Below are 16222 nucleotides of genomic sequence, written 5' to 3' on the forward strand. Positions count from 1 at the left end.
ATGAAGCACATTATCATTTTAGGCGATGGAATGGCCGACGAGCCGATAGAGGCTCTGGGAGGCAAGACCCCGATGCAATACGCCAAGACTCCTTATATGGATAAATTGGCGGAACTGGGAGTAACCGGGCAGATGAAAACCGTAGCGGATGGTTTCCATCCCGGTAGCGAGGTCGCGAACATGGCGGTATTAGGCTATGACCTGCCCTCCGTATACGAGGGACGGGGTGTATTGGAAGCCGCCAGTATAGGCGTCGCCCTGCAACCCGGCGAGATGGTGATGCGTTGTAACTTAATCTGCGTAGAAGGCGACATCTTGAAGAATCACTCTTCCGGCCATATCTCCACGGAGGAAGCGGACGAGTTGATCCAATGCCTGAACGAGCGATTAGGCTCCGACCGTGTCAAGTTCTATACGGGTGTCTCCTACCGCCACCTATTGGTAATCAAAGGAGGCGATAAGCGTCTGGATTGCACGCCACCACACGACGTACCCCTCCATCCTTTCCGGCCTTTAATGATAAAACCGGAAGTTCCGGAAGCACGAGAGACCGCCGATTTATTAAACGAATTAATCCTCAAGTCCCAAGAGATCTTAAAGGATCACCCGGTGAACCTCAAACGTATGGCAGCGGGGAAAGATCCGGCGAACAGTATCTGGCCTTGGTCTCCGGGCTACCGTCCGGCCATGCGAACGATGCGGGAGATGTATGGCTTCGGGAAAGGCTCCGTGATCTCCGCCGTCGATCTCATCCGGGGAATCGGCGTTTACGCCGGCCTCGAGGTGCTTCACGTAGAGGGAGCTACCGGATTATACGACACGAACTACGAGGGAAAAGCGCACGCCGCCCTTGAGGCCCTCAAGACAAACGACTTCGTCTACCTGCATATCGAGGCAAGCGACGAGGCCGGGCATGAAGGAGACGTAGACCTAAAGATCAAGACGATAGAGTATCTGGACAACCGTGCCGTACGTATCATCTACGAGGAAACGCAAAAATGGGACGAGCCGGTAGCAATCGCTATCCTTCCGGACCACCCCACTCCTTGCTCCATACGTACGCATACGAATACCCCGGTTCCATTCCTGATTTACAAGCCGGGCGAGCAACCCGACTCCGTTACCACATTTGATGAGTTCTCCGTATCAAACGGCAAATATGGCATACTGGAAAAAGATCAATTTATAAAAGAATTTCTAAACGATTAGAGCATGAAATATTACAGCACAAACAAACAAGCCCCTGTAGCCAGCCTAGAAGAGGCCGTCGTAAAAGGTCTGGCCGGCGATAAGGGATTATATATGCCCGAGTATATCGACTCCTTGGACGAGGAGGTGATAGCCAACATGAAGAACCAGTCCTTCCACGAGATCGCCTGCACAGTAGCTCAGATGTTCTTCGGGGAAGACATCGAGCCGGAGGTATTGGACAGTATCGTAAAAGATACGCTCTCCTTCGAGACCCCGGTGGTACCCGTAAAGGGTAATATCTATAGCTTAGAGTTATTTCACGGGCCTACATTGGCCTTTAAGGATGTAGGAGGGCGCTTCATGGCTCGTCTGCTCGGTTATTTCATAAAGAAAGAGGGATTGAAGCAAGTAAACGTATTGGTAGCTACTTCCGGCGATACGGGAAGCGCCGTCGCCAACGGATTCCTAGGCGTTCCGGGCATTCACGTGTATGTGCTTTATCCCAAGGGAAAGGTCAGCCCGATACAGGAATGCCAGTTCACGACATTAGGACAGAACATCACGGCATTGGAGATAGACGGCACGTTCGACGATTGCCAAGCGCTGGTTAAATCCGCCTTTATGGACGAGGAATTAAACCGTCATATGAAACTGACCTCGGCGAACTCCATCAACGTAGCCCGTTTCTTGCCCCAATCGTTCTACTATTTCAACGCTTACGCTCAGCTGGACAAGCTGGGAAAAGCGGACGAGCTGGTTGTTTGCGTGCCGAGTGGTAATTTCGGAAACATCACCGCCGGATTGTTCGCCTATTGGATGGGGCTCCCTATCAAGCGTTTCGTAGCGGCAAACAACCGTAACGACGTATTCTTGGAATACCTGAATACAGGAACTTATACACCCCGCCCATCAGTCGCCACCCTAGCGAACGCCATGGATGTAGGCGATCCGAGTAATTTCGCCCGTATCATCGACCTATTCGGCGCATTCAATGATCCTCATAAAGAAATATGCGCACTGATCTCCGGACATCGCTATACGGACGAGGAAATCGCCTCTACGATGCGAGCCGTCTATAAAGAGACGGGATATATCCTTGACCCGCACGGAGCCTGTGGCTACCAAGGATTACTAGACAGCGATCTAAGCGAGACCGAGACGGGTCTATTCCTTGAGACCGCCCATCCCGCCAAATTCAAAGGAACGGTCGATAAGATACTGGAGGCAGATATCGAGATCCCGGCGAAACTGAAAGCCTTCATGGAAGGAACCAAGCAAAGCATCGAGCTGGCAAAAGATTTCGAGGGATTCAAATCTTTCTTGATGAGCCGGTAAAAAGAAGAATAGTTTTCGTAATTGATATAAAATGGAAGGTGTAGCAAATTGATATTATCGATATTTGCCACACCTTCCATTTTTATCACCTAGGACATACAAAAACAGGCGAGAATTTCAAAAAGAAATTCCGTAAGCAAGCTTTTCTTCCGAAAAGTCATGTTGTTAAATTCGATTAATTATAAGCCAAATGTATAATTATTGGAGAAATAGAGTTTTTATAGGATCAGTTGATAATTGGTGGGGATAATTATTTTCATCTATTTAAAATCTCTACCTTTGCTCTATGGAAACGAATAAACTTTATACATTAGCTCAGAAAGTACTACCAAGTGCAGTTCTTACGTATTTTAATATCGTCAACATAGAAAGCACATCCACCGAGATTTTCATCCATCTTGATGAAAAGATGAGTGACAGTCTTAATATACATTAACCGTCTCTCCCCCGATGGTTATCGGGAAATGGCAGAGGAACTATAGATACAAGTGGCCCATTTGTCTTTTTGACAACTTGTAATCTGAAGTCCCGGAGAATCGATTATTCCGTACCCAAGTGCGTCTCGCTTCCAAATTCGAGAGAAAAAAACAGCAATTCTCTGTTTGATAGCTGTTTGCTGAAAAACGGCCTTTCGTTCCAGCCGAAATAATTCACCCTAGTTCATGTTTTACGGTCGTTAGGCGGTAATAATGCCCAACGCTACCGCATCTGAGGGCCGATGCCTATATATGTGTAGGCTTACGCCACTATATGTGTAGCTTGACGCGACTATATGTGTGGGTTGACACTGCTATATGTGTGAGTTGATACAGCCATATGTGTAGGTTGATACGTATATATTCGTTAAAAAGCGACGCTTATCATGTTAAAAAGCGGTTGTGGCAGCTTGTTCGCACTCCCCGCTTACGCTCGTTGGCTTTTATAGCCAGAGAGCCGTGTCGTGAAAAAGAAGGTATTTCAATCAAAAAGATACCTTTCACGCCAAACTCGAAGCACAGGATCTCAATCCACCGCCCACTCTTTCATCTCATACATATCCTTATATTCTTCCCAATCCGGATCCATCTCGGTATAAATAGAGATGGGCAGTAACTCGAAAGGAGCCAAGGCCTCATTCAAGCGTTCGCCGAATACACGCACGGTACGTGTGTAAAACACCCAGACCTTCTCTCCTCCTCCGGTATAGGCACCCGTTAGGATAGCCAGCTTGTCTTTCTTTTCCATCGCCTTACGAAGCGCTTCCTCCACGGCCTCCATTTTCTCGCCAAGGTCATCGCTAGGAAGGCCTCTCCCATCTCCCTCGTATTTCCAAGTGATCTCGACACGTTCCTTGAACTTACCGGATTCGGTAAACTCATTCAACTCGTCCCGCCCGTAAACGGTAATCATTTGCCCTGACTCGTTTTCCGAGAGAGCCGTAAACCATACATCGCTTAATCTCATATTTATATTTTCTATTTATCTATAAGTATTCCTTACTGACTTTACCGGGTAAAAATACGACAAAAAAGGCTGCGTCCGGTGAAGATACAGCCTTTTTATATTTCTCGACGGAAATTTATTATCTCTTTCCTAATCTATGATCCATAATGGCGTAATGGCATTCCCCATAATTCTTCAATTGATCCACGATCTCTTTAGCCGTAGATTCTTCCTCTACTTGCTCGCGTACGAACCAGAACAAGAAATCACGGGAAGCATGATCCTTATCAGCCTCGGCGATATCAACCAATTTGTCGATCAACTCTGATACATAGCACTCGTGTTTGTAAACATGCTCGAATACCTCCAACGGATTTCCCCAGCCTGTCGGAACCACGTTGATCTGGCCGATCGTAATATCGCCGCCACGATCCAAGGCGTAATCGATCAACTTATGAGCATGCTCCAATTCCTCAGCCGCTTGTTTCTTCATCCAATGGGCGAAACCGTTCAACCCTGCTTTCTGGAAATACACGGACATTGACAAATACAAATTCGAAGACCACATCTCCGCATTAACTTGGGCATTGAACGCCTCTGATAAATTTCTACTTAAGATCATAATTTTATCATTGTTTAAAAATGTTGAAGTATTATCCGTTCACGAAATTTCACTATGCAAATATAAATAAAAGTAGGATTCCTTATCTCATTTCCGCCCTTAGATATTGGCTACTTTCGAAAATTTTTCTAACTTACGCCCTTATTTGATAAACATCATGCAATACACCGACAAATATCGATCTCCCTTGGGAGAAATAACCCTAGCCAGCGATGGCGACCACCTGACAGGATTATGGTTCGACGGGCAAAAATATTTTGCCGCCACTTTATCGGCGGAACACCAAGAAAGAGAACTGCCGATATTCGAGCAAGCCAAAGAGTGGCTGGATAGCTATTTCATGGGTAAGATTCCCAGCTTCACCCCTCCTATCCATCTGGAGGATACGCCTTTCCGACTTGCGGTATGGGACTTATTGAGCAAAATACCTTATGGCGAAGTCGTAACCTACAAGGAGCTCGCCGGCGAAATCGCCCGGCAAAAAGGTATCCCGAGCATGTCTACGCAAGCGATCGGAGGAGCGGTAGGCCATAACCCGATCAGTATCATCATCCCCTGCCACCGTGTCGTAGGCAGCGATGGCAGCCTAACCGGATACGCCGGAGGTATCGACAAAAAAAGGAGCCTGCTTACAATCGAACGGGTCCCAAAAGTATCGTAAAGAGACTTTACCTTGCAAATCCTTGTGGACAAACATAGAATGTAACTATCCCATTAACGTTATCTCCTTCACCTCATGGTCCTCAATATCAGCATATAGGAAGTGGCCGGCGAAAGTGTCTTCCGTGTCTTGGAAAAAAAGCTCCAGTTCGTAATGGATGGAGCCGTCTTCTTTCTCCTTGGTCTCTATATGAACAGATTGCAATTCTACTTGGAGGGCAAACTCCTCTCTGGACAATGCCGGAAGTTCACAATCTTCCCGCCATGCGTTTGCTGTCGGGAGCAATTCGTCGGCCATGCGCAATTGCCATATCGCTTCCCCTTCCTCTTCCAGCCTATTCATATAGCCACTAATAGCTTTCAGATGTTTCCGGATAAGGGATTCGTGCGGACAACGTGGCTCCAAGTTTTTATCATATTGCTTCCGGATAAGTTTGATAGCCTCATTCAAACATTCAATTTTAGTACCGGTAGAGACCGAGGGCATTTCCCAAAGTCGCTCGTATAACTCCAATCGTTTTTCAAACGAGTGAAGGGCAGACCTTGCTCCAATCTTTATATCAAGATAAGCATCATAGGCTTTAGACTCTTCCTTAGTCATATCTCGCTCAACGCCGTTTAGCTTATTCTGACCCTCATCCATGCGAGTAATGATGTCATTGGTAAATTTCACTAATTGACGTACCTGCTTGGGTGTTTTTATTTTGTTTTTCTTTGCATTTTTCTCTACGCTTTGTGCAAAGAATTGAATGGTGGCCATTGTAATTGAAATATTCGTATCCGCACGCATCAAATCATCCGGCAGTTGGACATTACGCACAAGGTCATATAATTCAATTTTATAAGGAATTAGCTGACTGATTTTTTCTTCAACGGGCAAATCCGGGTTGCTCCATATCTTGGTGCAGTCTTGAATGATTACCTTAATCCTCTCGGCGTTCATGTAATCCAAATAGCGTTGCTCTAACGCCTCGTCCACCTTAGGCGGCAGGAGTTTTTTGAGAGCTTTTATCTTCTTTTTGAGTTCGTCTACGTAGGCTTGCTGTTCCGGGGGAAGCAGCTCATTCTTACCTTTTGCCGATTTCTCTTCAATGATAGGTAATTTCTCGGTCGGTGTCTCCAAGGGAGCGATGGAGATGCATAGGTCTACCTCCCTCCCCCAAATCGTCGCTTTATACTCTTCGGGTGTTTGATAGCCACGAAACCATGTCTGGAGTGTACTAAGCCAAAACTCCGTATGCATTTCCAAGGTCATTTTGGAAAGATGGGCGATCTTATCTGTCAGATGAAATTCCCAACTATTTTCATCCGTTTGTTCCTTTTCCATAAGTATGAATAATTATTATACTGAAATAGACAACTTGATCACCTTTGAGCCAATAAGTTTTCCCCGTAAACGTATATCCTGCAATTAAGATAAATATATGATGGTTATAGCTTCAAAGCGTAACGAACGCTGTTCCATGTAATTCACCACGTTTTACCCAAATCAACAATTCATATCCCATGGGGCGATTGTTGTTATCATATTACAGAGAGTCTTTCATGAAACAACTGCTTGTTTCTCTAGGTGTTTCCGTTTTCTGCTATATAGCTTATTTCATATTTGGGATTTGCTTCAATTTACTGATAAGAGGATAGGAAAGAAAGTTAATGAGGCGGCTCCATCGTTATTTCGGTGTGCCGCCTTTTTCCGGGTCGCATTTATTATTCTAGCTCATTTTTCCTCTTTTTCCACAGCTGATAGCTATTGAAAATATTTTGCCACATATTATACATATAGCATAATATAACTCTGATTATCAAAGCAAAAGCCCACCTATTACTAATAGTGGGTAACAAAATAGTAACAAAAAAACGAAGAAATCGCTTTGCGGTGGGCTTCATGTGCAAAGGTAACAAAAGCTCTCTAACCATAAAAGCAAAACTGGCGAAAAGAAGAATACTGTTTTTCTTTTCGCCAGCATATATAATTTGCTGTCAATAGAAATTAGTTTAGTCCGTTTTGGATATATAGACAAAAACACAAACTAAACTTGTGTTTATAATAACTTTTTCAACTTATCTATGACATATCTTCCAATGCAGAGAACTTTGAATGATTTAGGCAACAGATATTTGGATGTTTTAATTAGAATGTCCCTTTTTTACACCTAATATCTATCTAAGAAATCTTACTTTTGTTTGATAATTAAAACAGAATGGAGAAAATTCAAGTAATACAACCTACCAAATTGCTCGCTCCTTATATAAAGCAATATTGGTTTTTAAGGATAGATGATGTAAAGCAAGGCTTTCAACGTTCTATCCCGGCAGGTTGTGTAGCACTTGTTTTTCATAAAGGGAACAAAATTATTTCTTCTTTTCATAAGGGAACGCAGCCACATTACAAATAGGGTAAATTTCAATAATGGATTGTTTTGATGAAAAAACTCTTCAATATTTAGACTTACTGACATAGGGCTGTCATAGAAGACGCTATCTTTGTATCAAAAAGTATTCAACTTAATATTATAGAATATGAAAAGATTATTTTTATGCTCATCATTTGCTGATGTTGCTAATCTATTTGTCGATTGTGCCAAAGAAGATTTGCAAGGGAAAATTATAGCTTTTATACCAACTGCAAGCCTTACAGAACCAATACGATTCTATGTAAAAAAGGGGAAAAAGGCTTTAGAAGAAGCAGGAATGATTGTTGAAGAAGTCGAGATTACCCAACTGCCCAAAGAGGAAATATCTTCTATATTACATAAATGCGATTATATCTACATAACAGGTGGAAATACATTTTTCCTTTTGCAAGAGTTAAAAAGAAAAGGTGTTGATAAAATTATATCTAAACAAGTGAAATTGGGTAAACTGTATATTGGGGAATCTGCCGGAGCAATAATAGCCTCTCCCGATGCAGAATATATGAGAAGTGTGAATTTTGATCCAATAGAAAAGGCTCCTGAATTGAAAGACTGTACTTCTTTAGATTTGGTCGATTTTTATACGATTCCCCATTATGGAAATTTTCCATTCAAGAAAAAAGGTGAAAAGATAGTTCAACTATATAATGAGAAGTTGCAGCTTATTCCTATAAGTAATAAACAAGCTGTTATTATTGAAGATTCAAATATTCAAATTAAAGATGCAAAATGAATAGAATAGACCGTATTTCTGCTATATTGATTCAGTTACAATCGCACTCGTTAGTGAAAGCACAGCAAATTTCAGAACGTTTTAATATAAGCATTCGCACTGTATATCGAGATATAAGAACATTGGAAGAGGCAGGCATTCCTATCATAGGAAATCCCGGTATTGGTTATTCACTTGCAGAAGGATTCAAATTATCTCCTCTAATGTTTACTCAAAAAGAGGCTTTGTCCTTTTTGATTGCAGAGAAATTAGTACATGAACTAACTGATTCAAATAGCAACGAACATTATAAGTCTGGAATAGAAAAGATTAGGTCTGTCATGCGTTTTGCAGACAAAAATATGTTAGAAACAATGGAAAAGTGCATGTCTGTATTGGATACTTATAAATCATCTACCTATAAACCTGATATTCTTTTACTTATTTTACAAAGTATATACCAAAAAAGAATTATTGAAATATCTTATTTGGGAAGTAATGCGTTAAGTGTTTCAGAACGAAAGATTGAAGCTGTTGGAATTTTCTTTTCGAGAACTAACTGGTATCTAATAGGCTTTTATCTTCCCAAAGAAATCTATCTTACATTTCGGATAGATAGAATTCAAAAAATGCACATTCTTAATGAATTACAATCACGGGAGCATCCTCCTTTGGAAAAATTCATACGCGAGTTTTATGATAAAGAAAAATTACATGAAATCGTTATAAGAATAGAAAAGAATAAAACCTCCATAATGAATGATGATAAATATTATTACGGATTAACATCTGAGAAAGAGATAGGGGATATGTTTGAACTTCATTTTCTAACATTTTCAATCAGTAAGTTTGCACATTGGTATCTGTCTTTTGCAGATAGTGCAACTATAATAAGACCAGATTCTTTAAAATATGAAGTTAAAAATATTATCAATAACATTTCTATTTGATTGCTGTCAAATAGTATTTTTAATCGACTCAATGAAAAAAATATTCGACCAAAGATTTTTCCGCTTATTGTCGGAATGCTCACAACGTAAAGTGTCTGCATCTGAATTTGCAGAAGCTATCGAAGAATTGGCGACCCATGTAGCCAATTTTAGTATCAATGAGCAGGATTACAACGTTTTACTACGTTATTTTTCCTTTGGTTTGCACCGTCTTAAATCGTATCGTGTACGGTTTGAGCAAGAAAAAAATGCCCCATCTGCATCTAATTGATGAAGCGATAGGACTTTTGAACACTGAAATACGCCTTATCGAGTGGCGCATCAAATACCCGGAACAGCTACAGCAACGTATCAACAAACAGCCCCTTTCCCCTCTCTATCTCGCAGACAAGACAACCCTTATCAACATCATGGAAATGGTAAGCGGTCTGTTCCTCTCCAAAAACATCGTGTATCAGAACGGCAAGCCCGCCTACTTGGTGGACTTGGCGAAAGCCTTTGAATGGCTGTTCAACATCAAGATAGGCGACTGTTACCAAAAACATGAGGACGTGATAAAACGAAAGCCGGGCAAACTGACCGGGTTTCTTAATGGATTGGTAGAACTTATCAAAAAGGAACATGACAAGAAAGGATATAGATAATCAGTGACTTATGATTTATTTATAGGGGATTCCATTAGTTCCCCCGTAATTTCTTTGCGCCTATTTTCTGAACTTTGCTTCATCAATTGATTGACAGACAAGAATGTATAATCAGAAAAATGAAGCAATCATGTATATAGACAATGACGATTTCAGCGTATGGATGCAGAAGCTGTACGCCAAGCTGGAAGAACTCTGCAAGGATGTACGGGTACTACGCAATGCGGACAAGGTACTACCCGAAGATGACAACCTATTGGATAATCAAGACTTGTGTTTATTATTCAAAGTAAGTATCAAAACTCTGCAACGCTACCGGGCTATCGGTGCGCTGCCTTACTTCACTATCAGCGGAAAAGTGTATTACAAGGCTTCCGATGTCCGGGAGTTTATTAAAGAACGGTTCAGCGTCACCACGCTACGCCAGTTCGAGAAAGAACACTGTACGAAGAAAAAGAAGTGAATCTGAAAAGCCGGAACGGTGAATGTACTTCATCTGTTCCGACTTTCCCCGTTTATGGCTTACCCAACTTATCGGCTTCTTTCTTTAGCTGTTCGGCTTGCTCATTCAACAGCCTTGCACGTTCCAGTGCTTCCGCCTGCTTTTGGATGCGATATTCAAAATCCATCACTGAATCGGTCAAACTTCGGATAAAACCGTTATCCCGTTGCCACTTGAACTTGTTTTCCAGCATATCAAAAGTTTCCCCGTCTGCCTGTCCTTGCATCAGCAAATAGCGGTATTTCATATCGTTGTCCTGCAACTGCTGCATACGTTCAGCCAAACGGACATTCAAGAATATGGAAACGGAACAGACGACCAGCACTGCCGAAAAAACAAACAATCCCGGACGAATCCAAAAAGCGACCTTGTTGTAAATCCGTTGATAGAACGGTAAGGGCGTAGCTTCCTCTTTATCCGTCTTGCAAGAGCCCAAAGTATCAATCATTACCTTGAAACAACGGTAGGTTTCCAATGTTATTTTCTTGGTGTCCTCTATGTTCTTCTGCTGACCTTGCATCCTGCTCCTTATGTCGTCAAGTTGGCTTTGAATAACCCGCAACTTTTCTTCGGGAACAGCCGAATTACTGTGCAGTTCCGACAACGCTTGTTCGATTGCTCCCAGCCGTTCGAGAGTTTCCTCCCGACTGGCTGGCGTTGCCTGTGCTTCCTGCTTCTCTTTCAGTTCCGTAACCATAGAGAGAAGCCCCTCTAAAATCAAATTATCTTCCATGTCTTTACTGTTTAAGTTGTTTTTTCTTTTTCTTCTTCTTTCTCAAATTAAAATTAGGTTCTTCATCCACTGGGGGAGAAGAAGCAGAAAACAGACCGAGTGAACCTGTTATCAACGGACTGTCAGCCTTGTCCGGTGCAGGTGCTTGTTCCCGAACGGGTGCGAAAGTTGTTTGCCGTTGGCTTTCGGCAACATTCATTCCTGCATCCCCGAAACATTTATCCAGTTTGGAAAAACTGAAACTGCGGTCTATCTCCGACCCCTTGAACGTGTATTCGCCTTTGGAAAAGGATATGCCCTGTATCTCGTCAGTCTGTCCCTTTCGTTTGAACTGGATAGTGATACCCTTTTCCGCTAACCTGTGCTGCAACTGCTGCCAGTTACGGGATTTGCCGATTTCATTTTTCACAGCCGTGTAAATCTCGTATTTTGATTTGTCCGGCTCTTTCAATCGGTGCTGCTTCACCTGCTCTTTTCCCTCGGCGAAATAAAGCCCGTGTTTGGCTTTCAGCTTCTTGCATACCTGTTCGTTACGATACATGTCGTTCCTGTCCGAAATGGTCTTGCCGTTATTGTCTATGCGGTTGAACACGATATGCACATGTGGGTGTTCCCGGTCTTGATGGCGCACGATGATATATTGCGTATCGGTGATTTTCATTTCACGCATATACTCCTGCGCAAGCTGTACCATCTTCCCATCTGTCAATTTGGGCGCATCCACTGCCGAATAACTCAACGCAATATGTCCGACAGGCTTTTTCAAGTCGGGATTCATCCCGGTCTGCATACAGAAGCTGTGGATTATATCTCCCCGGCTTTCAGTCAGAACCCCGTCCGCATGAAGCAAAACCGCCTGCTCCTTGCCAAGCACATAGTTCACACAGCCCTTAAACCCGCTTCCCTTTTTTATTTTTCCAATCATCTGACAAATGGTTTATGATTTCAATAATCCGGTTTTTGAGCTTCACCAGTTCCACCGCCACCAGTGCGAAACCTCCGGCATTCGCCCGGTGCGCCAACTGGTTGATGTTGTTGGCTTCCCCTGCCAGTTTGCGGATGGTGTCCGCATCCTGCCTGTTCAGCCGGGGTATGACCTCTACCGAAACAACCGCCTGCCTTACATACTCACTGACACGTAACCCAGCTTCCCCGGCTCGCTTTCTGATGGCGTAATACTGCAACTCGGTCAGTTTCGTACTGACAACCCGTTGCTGCTTCTCTATCCGTTTCTTTGCCGGACGTCCCCCCGGCTTATCCTTTATATTCGTCATAGGTTTTTACATTTAAATGGTATCTTAAAAATTGCGACCAACGGGAGAAATTTTCTTTGCGGTGAGCAAAGCAAGGTAGTTTCGGTTTACCGAAACATAACCTTGCTCTCCAAATAAACCGCCAGCCGTTGGTAGTCCTGCCGGATTAAATGCCCCTGCCTCTCTTTTGTCTTGGGGCGGCACGTTGTCCGGTTTCCTGCTTCGTTTCCTGCACTTGGCTGGCTGCGTTTTTCTGTTCCTGCTTCCTGCCGCACAGATAATCGTTCAAGTCCGAATATCCCCTATAATTGTGCGAGAAGTCACGCACACGGTAGGGGTATTCCAATTCGATAGCCCGTGTCGCTTCATATCCAGCCTTGTCATTGTCAAGCATACAGTGGATGCGTTCATACGGGTACAGCACGTCAATGGCTTTCGACACATTGGCGGTAGAGTTAAGAATGGCATAATCCTGCCTGTCAAGGTCGGGTATGGTCGGACAGTTCCTCATGCGGAGCGTAAGGAAAGAGAGGTAGTCCATGAAACCCTCGAACACCAAACACTTCTCCCTCGGCTCTCCCTGCTGCCGTATATGGGTGATGTCTTTCGGGGCGATGCAGCCTTTGAAAAAGGAATTGCGAACCTCGTAACCTCCTGCCATGTTCGGGAAACCGATAGCAAAGAACGGTCTGCCATTATTGGTAAAATGGAGTTCCTTACATTCTCTTTTTGCCAGTTCGACATTGATACCCCGTCCCTGCAAGTAACGGAGCAATGCCGGATGGGTAAGGTCACGGACTTCCAAATGCTGGAAGCTCGGTTCTGTCCTACGCTGGGGAAAAGAAAAACTGACCGGACGGACGTGCGGTGTCTGTTCCGCTATCCGGTTTAAAAGGTATGGCAGGCTGTCGGAACAATAGAGTTCCTTTGCCAGTGCGATAATGTTACCGCCCTTGCCTGCGCCAAAGTCATACCAAAGGTTGCGGTCAGTGTTCACCTTGAAAGACGGTTCGTGTTCCTCCCTTAACGGTGATTTGTACCATAAACCGTTACCCTGCTGCTTGACAGGAGAGTAACCTAAACTGTGCAGATAGTCTGCGATGGGTATTTGTTTCACATCTTCGATGTTCATAACATTTTCTTTTTTGGGGATAAAAAAAATAGTTGAAAAGTGCGCCAGTCCTGTTTAGTCCGTTATATATACACCCGTACCATACTAAACCTGCCTGTTCCGATACAGGGAAATAGTAAGTCCGTTCCTCTTGTATATACACCCGGACTAAACCAAACTGACTTTTAATAATGGAAATCGGGATTATAGCGGTAGCCCTTGCCCTCTTTCACAATCATGCGCTTGTTCACAAGAAACTTGTTAAGCGACACAAGAACATTGCGTCCACGCTCGTAACCGATACTCGCATAACCCTGTTTCAATGCCGCTATGACATTGGAATAGCCTTGTACCACCTGCTTGCCGAAACCGTTCTCCAACGCTTCCCGGTGTTGCCGTTCAGTCAGTTCCGCAAGCGAAAAGTTCCTGTCCTGCTTAGGTTGTTGGAATACATAATCATCCACGATTTCGGGTAAAGCGTTGTCATTGATACGGAATGCGAACGGGTCAAATTCCCGGTCACGTATGTGCATCGCCTTTACCTCGCTTATGTTGCCGTCCTGCTGGCTTTTCGTGATTTGCAGGACGGTTTCAGCCTTGTTGTTCAGTTCCGTACCGATATGCCCCCTTGTGTTGTCATCCCCCTTATTCAAATGCAGTACAGTGTGGATATGCAGGTTATATCCGCTTGACCAGCGCATCAAGAGGTTGATTAGGTCGGTTGATTCGCTGGGGCTGTTGATGTCATACATCAAGTCACGGATTCCGTCAATGATGAGCAACCCCACATCGGGCATATTTTCAAGCATATAGCCGATAATCTGTTTCCGCTTGTCGGGGGTCTGCTCCCTTAGCACGATGAAAACAAAATCGTCCCTGTCCTTGTCGGTAGGCAGTCCGGCAAGTCGCAAAATACGCTCCATGACCTTATGGCAATGGTATTTGCTCTGCTCGGTATCTACATAGAGGATTTTCCGCTTGTTCGGTGGCAGATATGCCGAATACTTCAGTACCTCGTCATTCTTCAACGCTGCCGCAACGATGGCGGAAATGTTGAATGTCTTTTTGCTCTTGGCTTTTCCTGTGGATGCGCTGAAATTACCCAGCGTGCCAATGGTAGAGCCGTTCACCCAGAGTATTTCGGGCGGCACTTCGTAAGTGTCCGTCACCTTTAGATGGATGGTTTTCCAAAGGGCTGCAAAATCCTCTTTCTGCATGGTGACATCCTGCCCGGCTTCTGTCGCTTTTCTATTTTCCATAGCCGCTATTTCTTTAAGGGACGGTTAAGGATATATTTCTGCGCTTCCTGCTCTATCTGCGCCTGCGTCTTCACCGGGTTCTGACGCAACCACGCTTCTAATTCCGCTTTCTCAAAATAAAGCATTTTGCCCTGCGGCTTGTAATGGGGTATCAAGTTACCCGAAGTCAGCTTGTACAGGTAACTTTTTGAAAGGTTCAAGAACTTGCTCGCTTCATCAAAACTAAGCACATTCTTTGAAAGGAACACTAAATTTTCGAGTTCTGCAACTCGCTTCTCAATACTTGTTTCCATATAACAAAAGTATTTGCGTTAGACAATATGGAGTGCATGCCCTCCAGTTTCTTGTAATCGATTACGGGGGCAAAAGTATTGAGGAATAGCTTGATAGTGGATTAAGCTATGTTTGAGGTATTAACCTATTCTTAAAGTTTTTTCAGTTGTTTGATATAATTGCTGATGGTTACATAATCTTTTTCATGTTCCACCCCTTTTACATAATTGGCGGCTGTGGCTAAATCACCTTGATTCAGATATTTATCTTTCTTTATATTCTTCGTAACAAACAACTTATTCTTTGCTATAACAGATTGCCAGTTAGGTGTTATCAAACCACGATTGCTTAATTCCGAAAAAAGAAAAGCTACCTGCCTGTTGTTATTAGACCTAAATATAACTTTTGGCTTACAGGAAAGTATTGCTTTCAAATCTTCAAAAGTCATAGGAGCATTGAAAATTTCCACTTCATTGATACAATCCACCAACAATGCTATTTGTCTGTCGTTTAAAATAGACTTAAACGGATTTTCTGTTTCAGCAATATGGGAGATAATTTTAGGCTCTTGGCATTTATCTTGAATTGGTTGCGGCTCTTTCTGTTGTGGCTGCATTTCCGCTTGCACCTTACTTTCTTTCTTTTTTCGCAAGTACGCAGAATATTTTTCCAATACAACAGTTTTAACTATTACAGAAAAATAAGGCAGTTCTTCATCATAAACCGTATTATCTTGCTCATACCGGGAATAATCAAATGAAAGAGGATTAAACGACATGTATTTTCTTTTCTCATCGGATTTCAAGGATTCATAAAAACCGCTTTCCCAAAAGAAATCAGATACAGAATAAAAATATTGAATATCATTCAACACAGAATAACGAATATATAACTGCACCAACTCATCAGTGGTACGAACATATTCTTGCTGTTCCAGTTTATCAGCCTGTTCTGCGTCGAAATATAAGGACTTAGAGGCAATATTATCTATCATAACTTGGCTGGCATGATTGATACAGCGATTGAATATACCTTGTATATGGTCGAATTTTATTTTCAGTTCTTCTTCTGTCATAATAATCTATGTTTCAGTTAGTAGAAACAAAGATATATTTTTCCGGCTAAACAAAGACAAAAAAAG

At 43.1% G+C, this 16222-nt stretch carries 19 protein-coding genes; 9 read left to right on the plus strand and 10 right to left on the minus strand.

Annotation, left to right across the window (positions count from 1 at the left end):
- On the plus strand, positions 1–1209 hold the full coding sequence (locus tag ACESPU_RS13910; protein ID WP_121961641.1) for a cofactor-independent phosphoglycerate mutase: 1209 nt from the start codon (positions 1–3) through the stop codon (positions 1207–1209).
- A gap of 3 nt (positions 1210–1212) precedes the next feature.
- Positions 1213–2526 (plus strand): threonine synthase, encoded by a 1314-nt coding sequence (gene thrC, locus ACESPU_RS13915; RefSeq protein ID WP_195284043.1) that lies wholly within the window; start codon positions 1213–1215, stop codon positions 2524–2526.
- Between the two features lie 1002 nt (positions 2527–3528).
- Here the strand turns inward: thrC and ACESPU_RS13920 are convergent.
- Both ACESPU_RS13920 and ACESPU_RS13925 read right to left on the minus strand, forming a co-directional pair.
- The gene (locus ACESPU_RS13920) at positions 3529–3969 is read right to left on the minus strand and encodes a DUF695 domain-containing protein (RefSeq protein ID WP_373133451.1); all 441 of its coding nucleotides are present in this window, start codon (positions 3967–3969) and stop codon (positions 3529–3531) included.
- A gap of 118 nt (positions 3970–4087) precedes the next feature.
- Entirely contained in the window at positions 4088–4570 is a 483-nt protein-coding gene (locus ACESPU_RS13925) for a ferritin (RefSeq protein WP_005861772.1), read from the minus strand.
- Between the two features lie 157 nt (positions 4571–4727).
- On the opposite strand from ACESPU_RS13925, the gene ACESPU_RS13930 reads away from it, so the two are divergent.
- The gene (locus ACESPU_RS13930; protein WP_373133453.1) at positions 4728–5231 is read left to right on the plus strand and encodes a methylated-DNA--[protein]-cysteine S-methyltransferase; all 504 of its coding nucleotides are present in this window, start codon (positions 4728–4730) and stop codon (positions 5229–5231) included.
- A gap of 45 nt (positions 5232–5276) precedes the next feature.
- Here ACESPU_RS13930 and ACESPU_RS13935 read toward each other — a convergent pair whose 3' ends face one another.
- Positions 5277–6557: a DUF2262 domain-containing protein gene (locus ACESPU_RS13935; protein ID WP_373133455.1), complete on the minus strand. Its 1281-nt coding sequence runs from the start codon at positions 6555–6557 to the stop codon at positions 5277–5279.
- Between the two features lie 874 nt (positions 6558–7431).
- Here ACESPU_RS13935 and ACESPU_RS13940 point away from each other — a divergent pair.
- From ACESPU_RS13940 to ACESPU_RS13965, 6 genes are all read left to right on the plus strand, one after another.
- Positions 7432–7626 (plus strand): DUF6597 domain-containing transcriptional factor, encoded by a 195-nt coding sequence (locus ACESPU_RS13940; RefSeq protein ID WP_049702064.1) that lies wholly within the window; start codon positions 7432–7434, stop codon positions 7624–7626.
- 124 nt (positions 7627–7750) lie between these two features.
- Positions 7751–8377: a Type 1 glutamine amidotransferase-like domain-containing protein gene (locus ACESPU_RS13945; RefSeq protein ID WP_004315354.1), complete on the plus strand. Its 627-nt coding sequence runs from the start codon at positions 7751–7753 to the stop codon at positions 8375–8377.
- Positions 8374–9306 carry a YafY family protein gene (locus ACESPU_RS13950; protein ID WP_004315355.1) on the plus strand — a complete coding sequence of 311 codons (933 nt, stop codon included), beginning with the start codon at positions 8374–8376 and terminating at the stop codon, positions 9304–9306. Before ACESPU_RS13945 ends, ACESPU_RS13950 begins: the two co-directional genes overlap by 4 nt.
- A gap of 31 nt (positions 9307–9337) precedes the next feature.
- Complete coding sequence (locus ACESPU_RS13955) at positions 9338–9577, plus strand: hypothetical protein (RefSeq protein ID WP_004315356.1); 240 nt, start codon at positions 9338–9340, stop codon at positions 9575–9577.
- Positions 9531–9950 (plus strand): RteC domain-containing protein, encoded by a 420-nt coding sequence (locus tag ACESPU_RS13960; protein ID WP_008770715.1) that lies wholly within the window; start codon positions 9531–9533, stop codon positions 9948–9950. The genes ACESPU_RS13955 and ACESPU_RS13960 overlap by 47 nt, the downstream gene beginning before the upstream one ends.
- 130 nt (positions 9951–10080) lie before the next feature.
- Positions 10081–10413, plus strand: a complete 333-nt coding sequence (locus ACESPU_RS13965) for a helix-turn-helix domain-containing protein (RefSeq protein WP_008997282.1) — start codon at positions 10081–10083, stop codon at positions 10411–10413.
- 52 nt (positions 10414–10465) lie between these two features.
- Here the strand turns inward: ACESPU_RS13965 and ACESPU_RS13970 are convergent, their stop codons facing one another.
- From ACESPU_RS13970 to ACESPU_RS14000, 7 genes are all read right to left on the minus strand, one after another.
- Positions 10466–11185, minus strand: coding sequence for a hypothetical protein (locus tag ACESPU_RS13970; protein ID WP_118413702.1), 720 nt, complete (start codon positions 11183–11185; stop codon positions 10466–10468).
- A 4-nt stretch (positions 11186–11189) separates the two neighbouring features.
- Positions 11190–12110 (minus strand): relaxase/mobilization nuclease domain-containing protein, encoded by a 921-nt coding sequence (locus ACESPU_RS13975; protein WP_049702061.1) that lies wholly within the window; start codon positions 12108–12110, stop codon positions 11190–11192.
- Positions 12076–12459, minus strand: coding sequence for a MobC family plasmid mobilization relaxosome protein (locus tag ACESPU_RS13980; RefSeq protein WP_049702060.1), 384 nt, complete (start codon positions 12457–12459; stop codon positions 12076–12078). The genes ACESPU_RS13975 and ACESPU_RS13980 overlap by 35 nt, the downstream gene beginning before the upstream one ends.
- A 145-nt stretch (positions 12460–12604) precedes the next feature.
- On the minus strand, positions 12605–13570 hold the full coding sequence (locus ACESPU_RS13985) for a toprim domain-containing protein (protein ID WP_049702059.1): 966 nt from the start codon (positions 13568–13570) through the stop codon (positions 12605–12607).
- Between the two features lie 164 nt (positions 13571–13734).
- Positions 13735–14808, minus strand: coding sequence for an AAA family ATPase (locus tag ACESPU_RS13990; RefSeq protein ID WP_049702058.1), 1074 nt, complete (start codon positions 14806–14808; stop codon positions 13735–13737).
- 5 nt (positions 14809–14813) lie between these two features.
- Positions 14814–15101, minus strand: coding sequence for a helix-turn-helix domain-containing protein (locus tag ACESPU_RS13995; RefSeq protein ID WP_005802192.1), 288 nt, complete (start codon positions 15099–15101; stop codon positions 14814–14816).
- A gap of 131 nt (positions 15102–15232) precedes the next feature.
- Complete coding sequence (locus ACESPU_RS14000) at positions 15233–16156, minus strand: hypothetical protein (RefSeq protein ID WP_049702057.1); 924 nt, start codon at positions 16154–16156, stop codon at positions 15233–15235.
- Positions 16157–16222: the final 66 nt, after the last annotated feature.

The sequence above is a fragment of the Parabacteroides sp. 20_3 genome (assembly GCF_964238835.1).
Taxonomy (GTDB): domain Bacteria; phylum Bacteroidota; class Bacteroidia; order Bacteroidales; family Tannerellaceae; genus Parabacteroides; species Parabacteroides distasonis.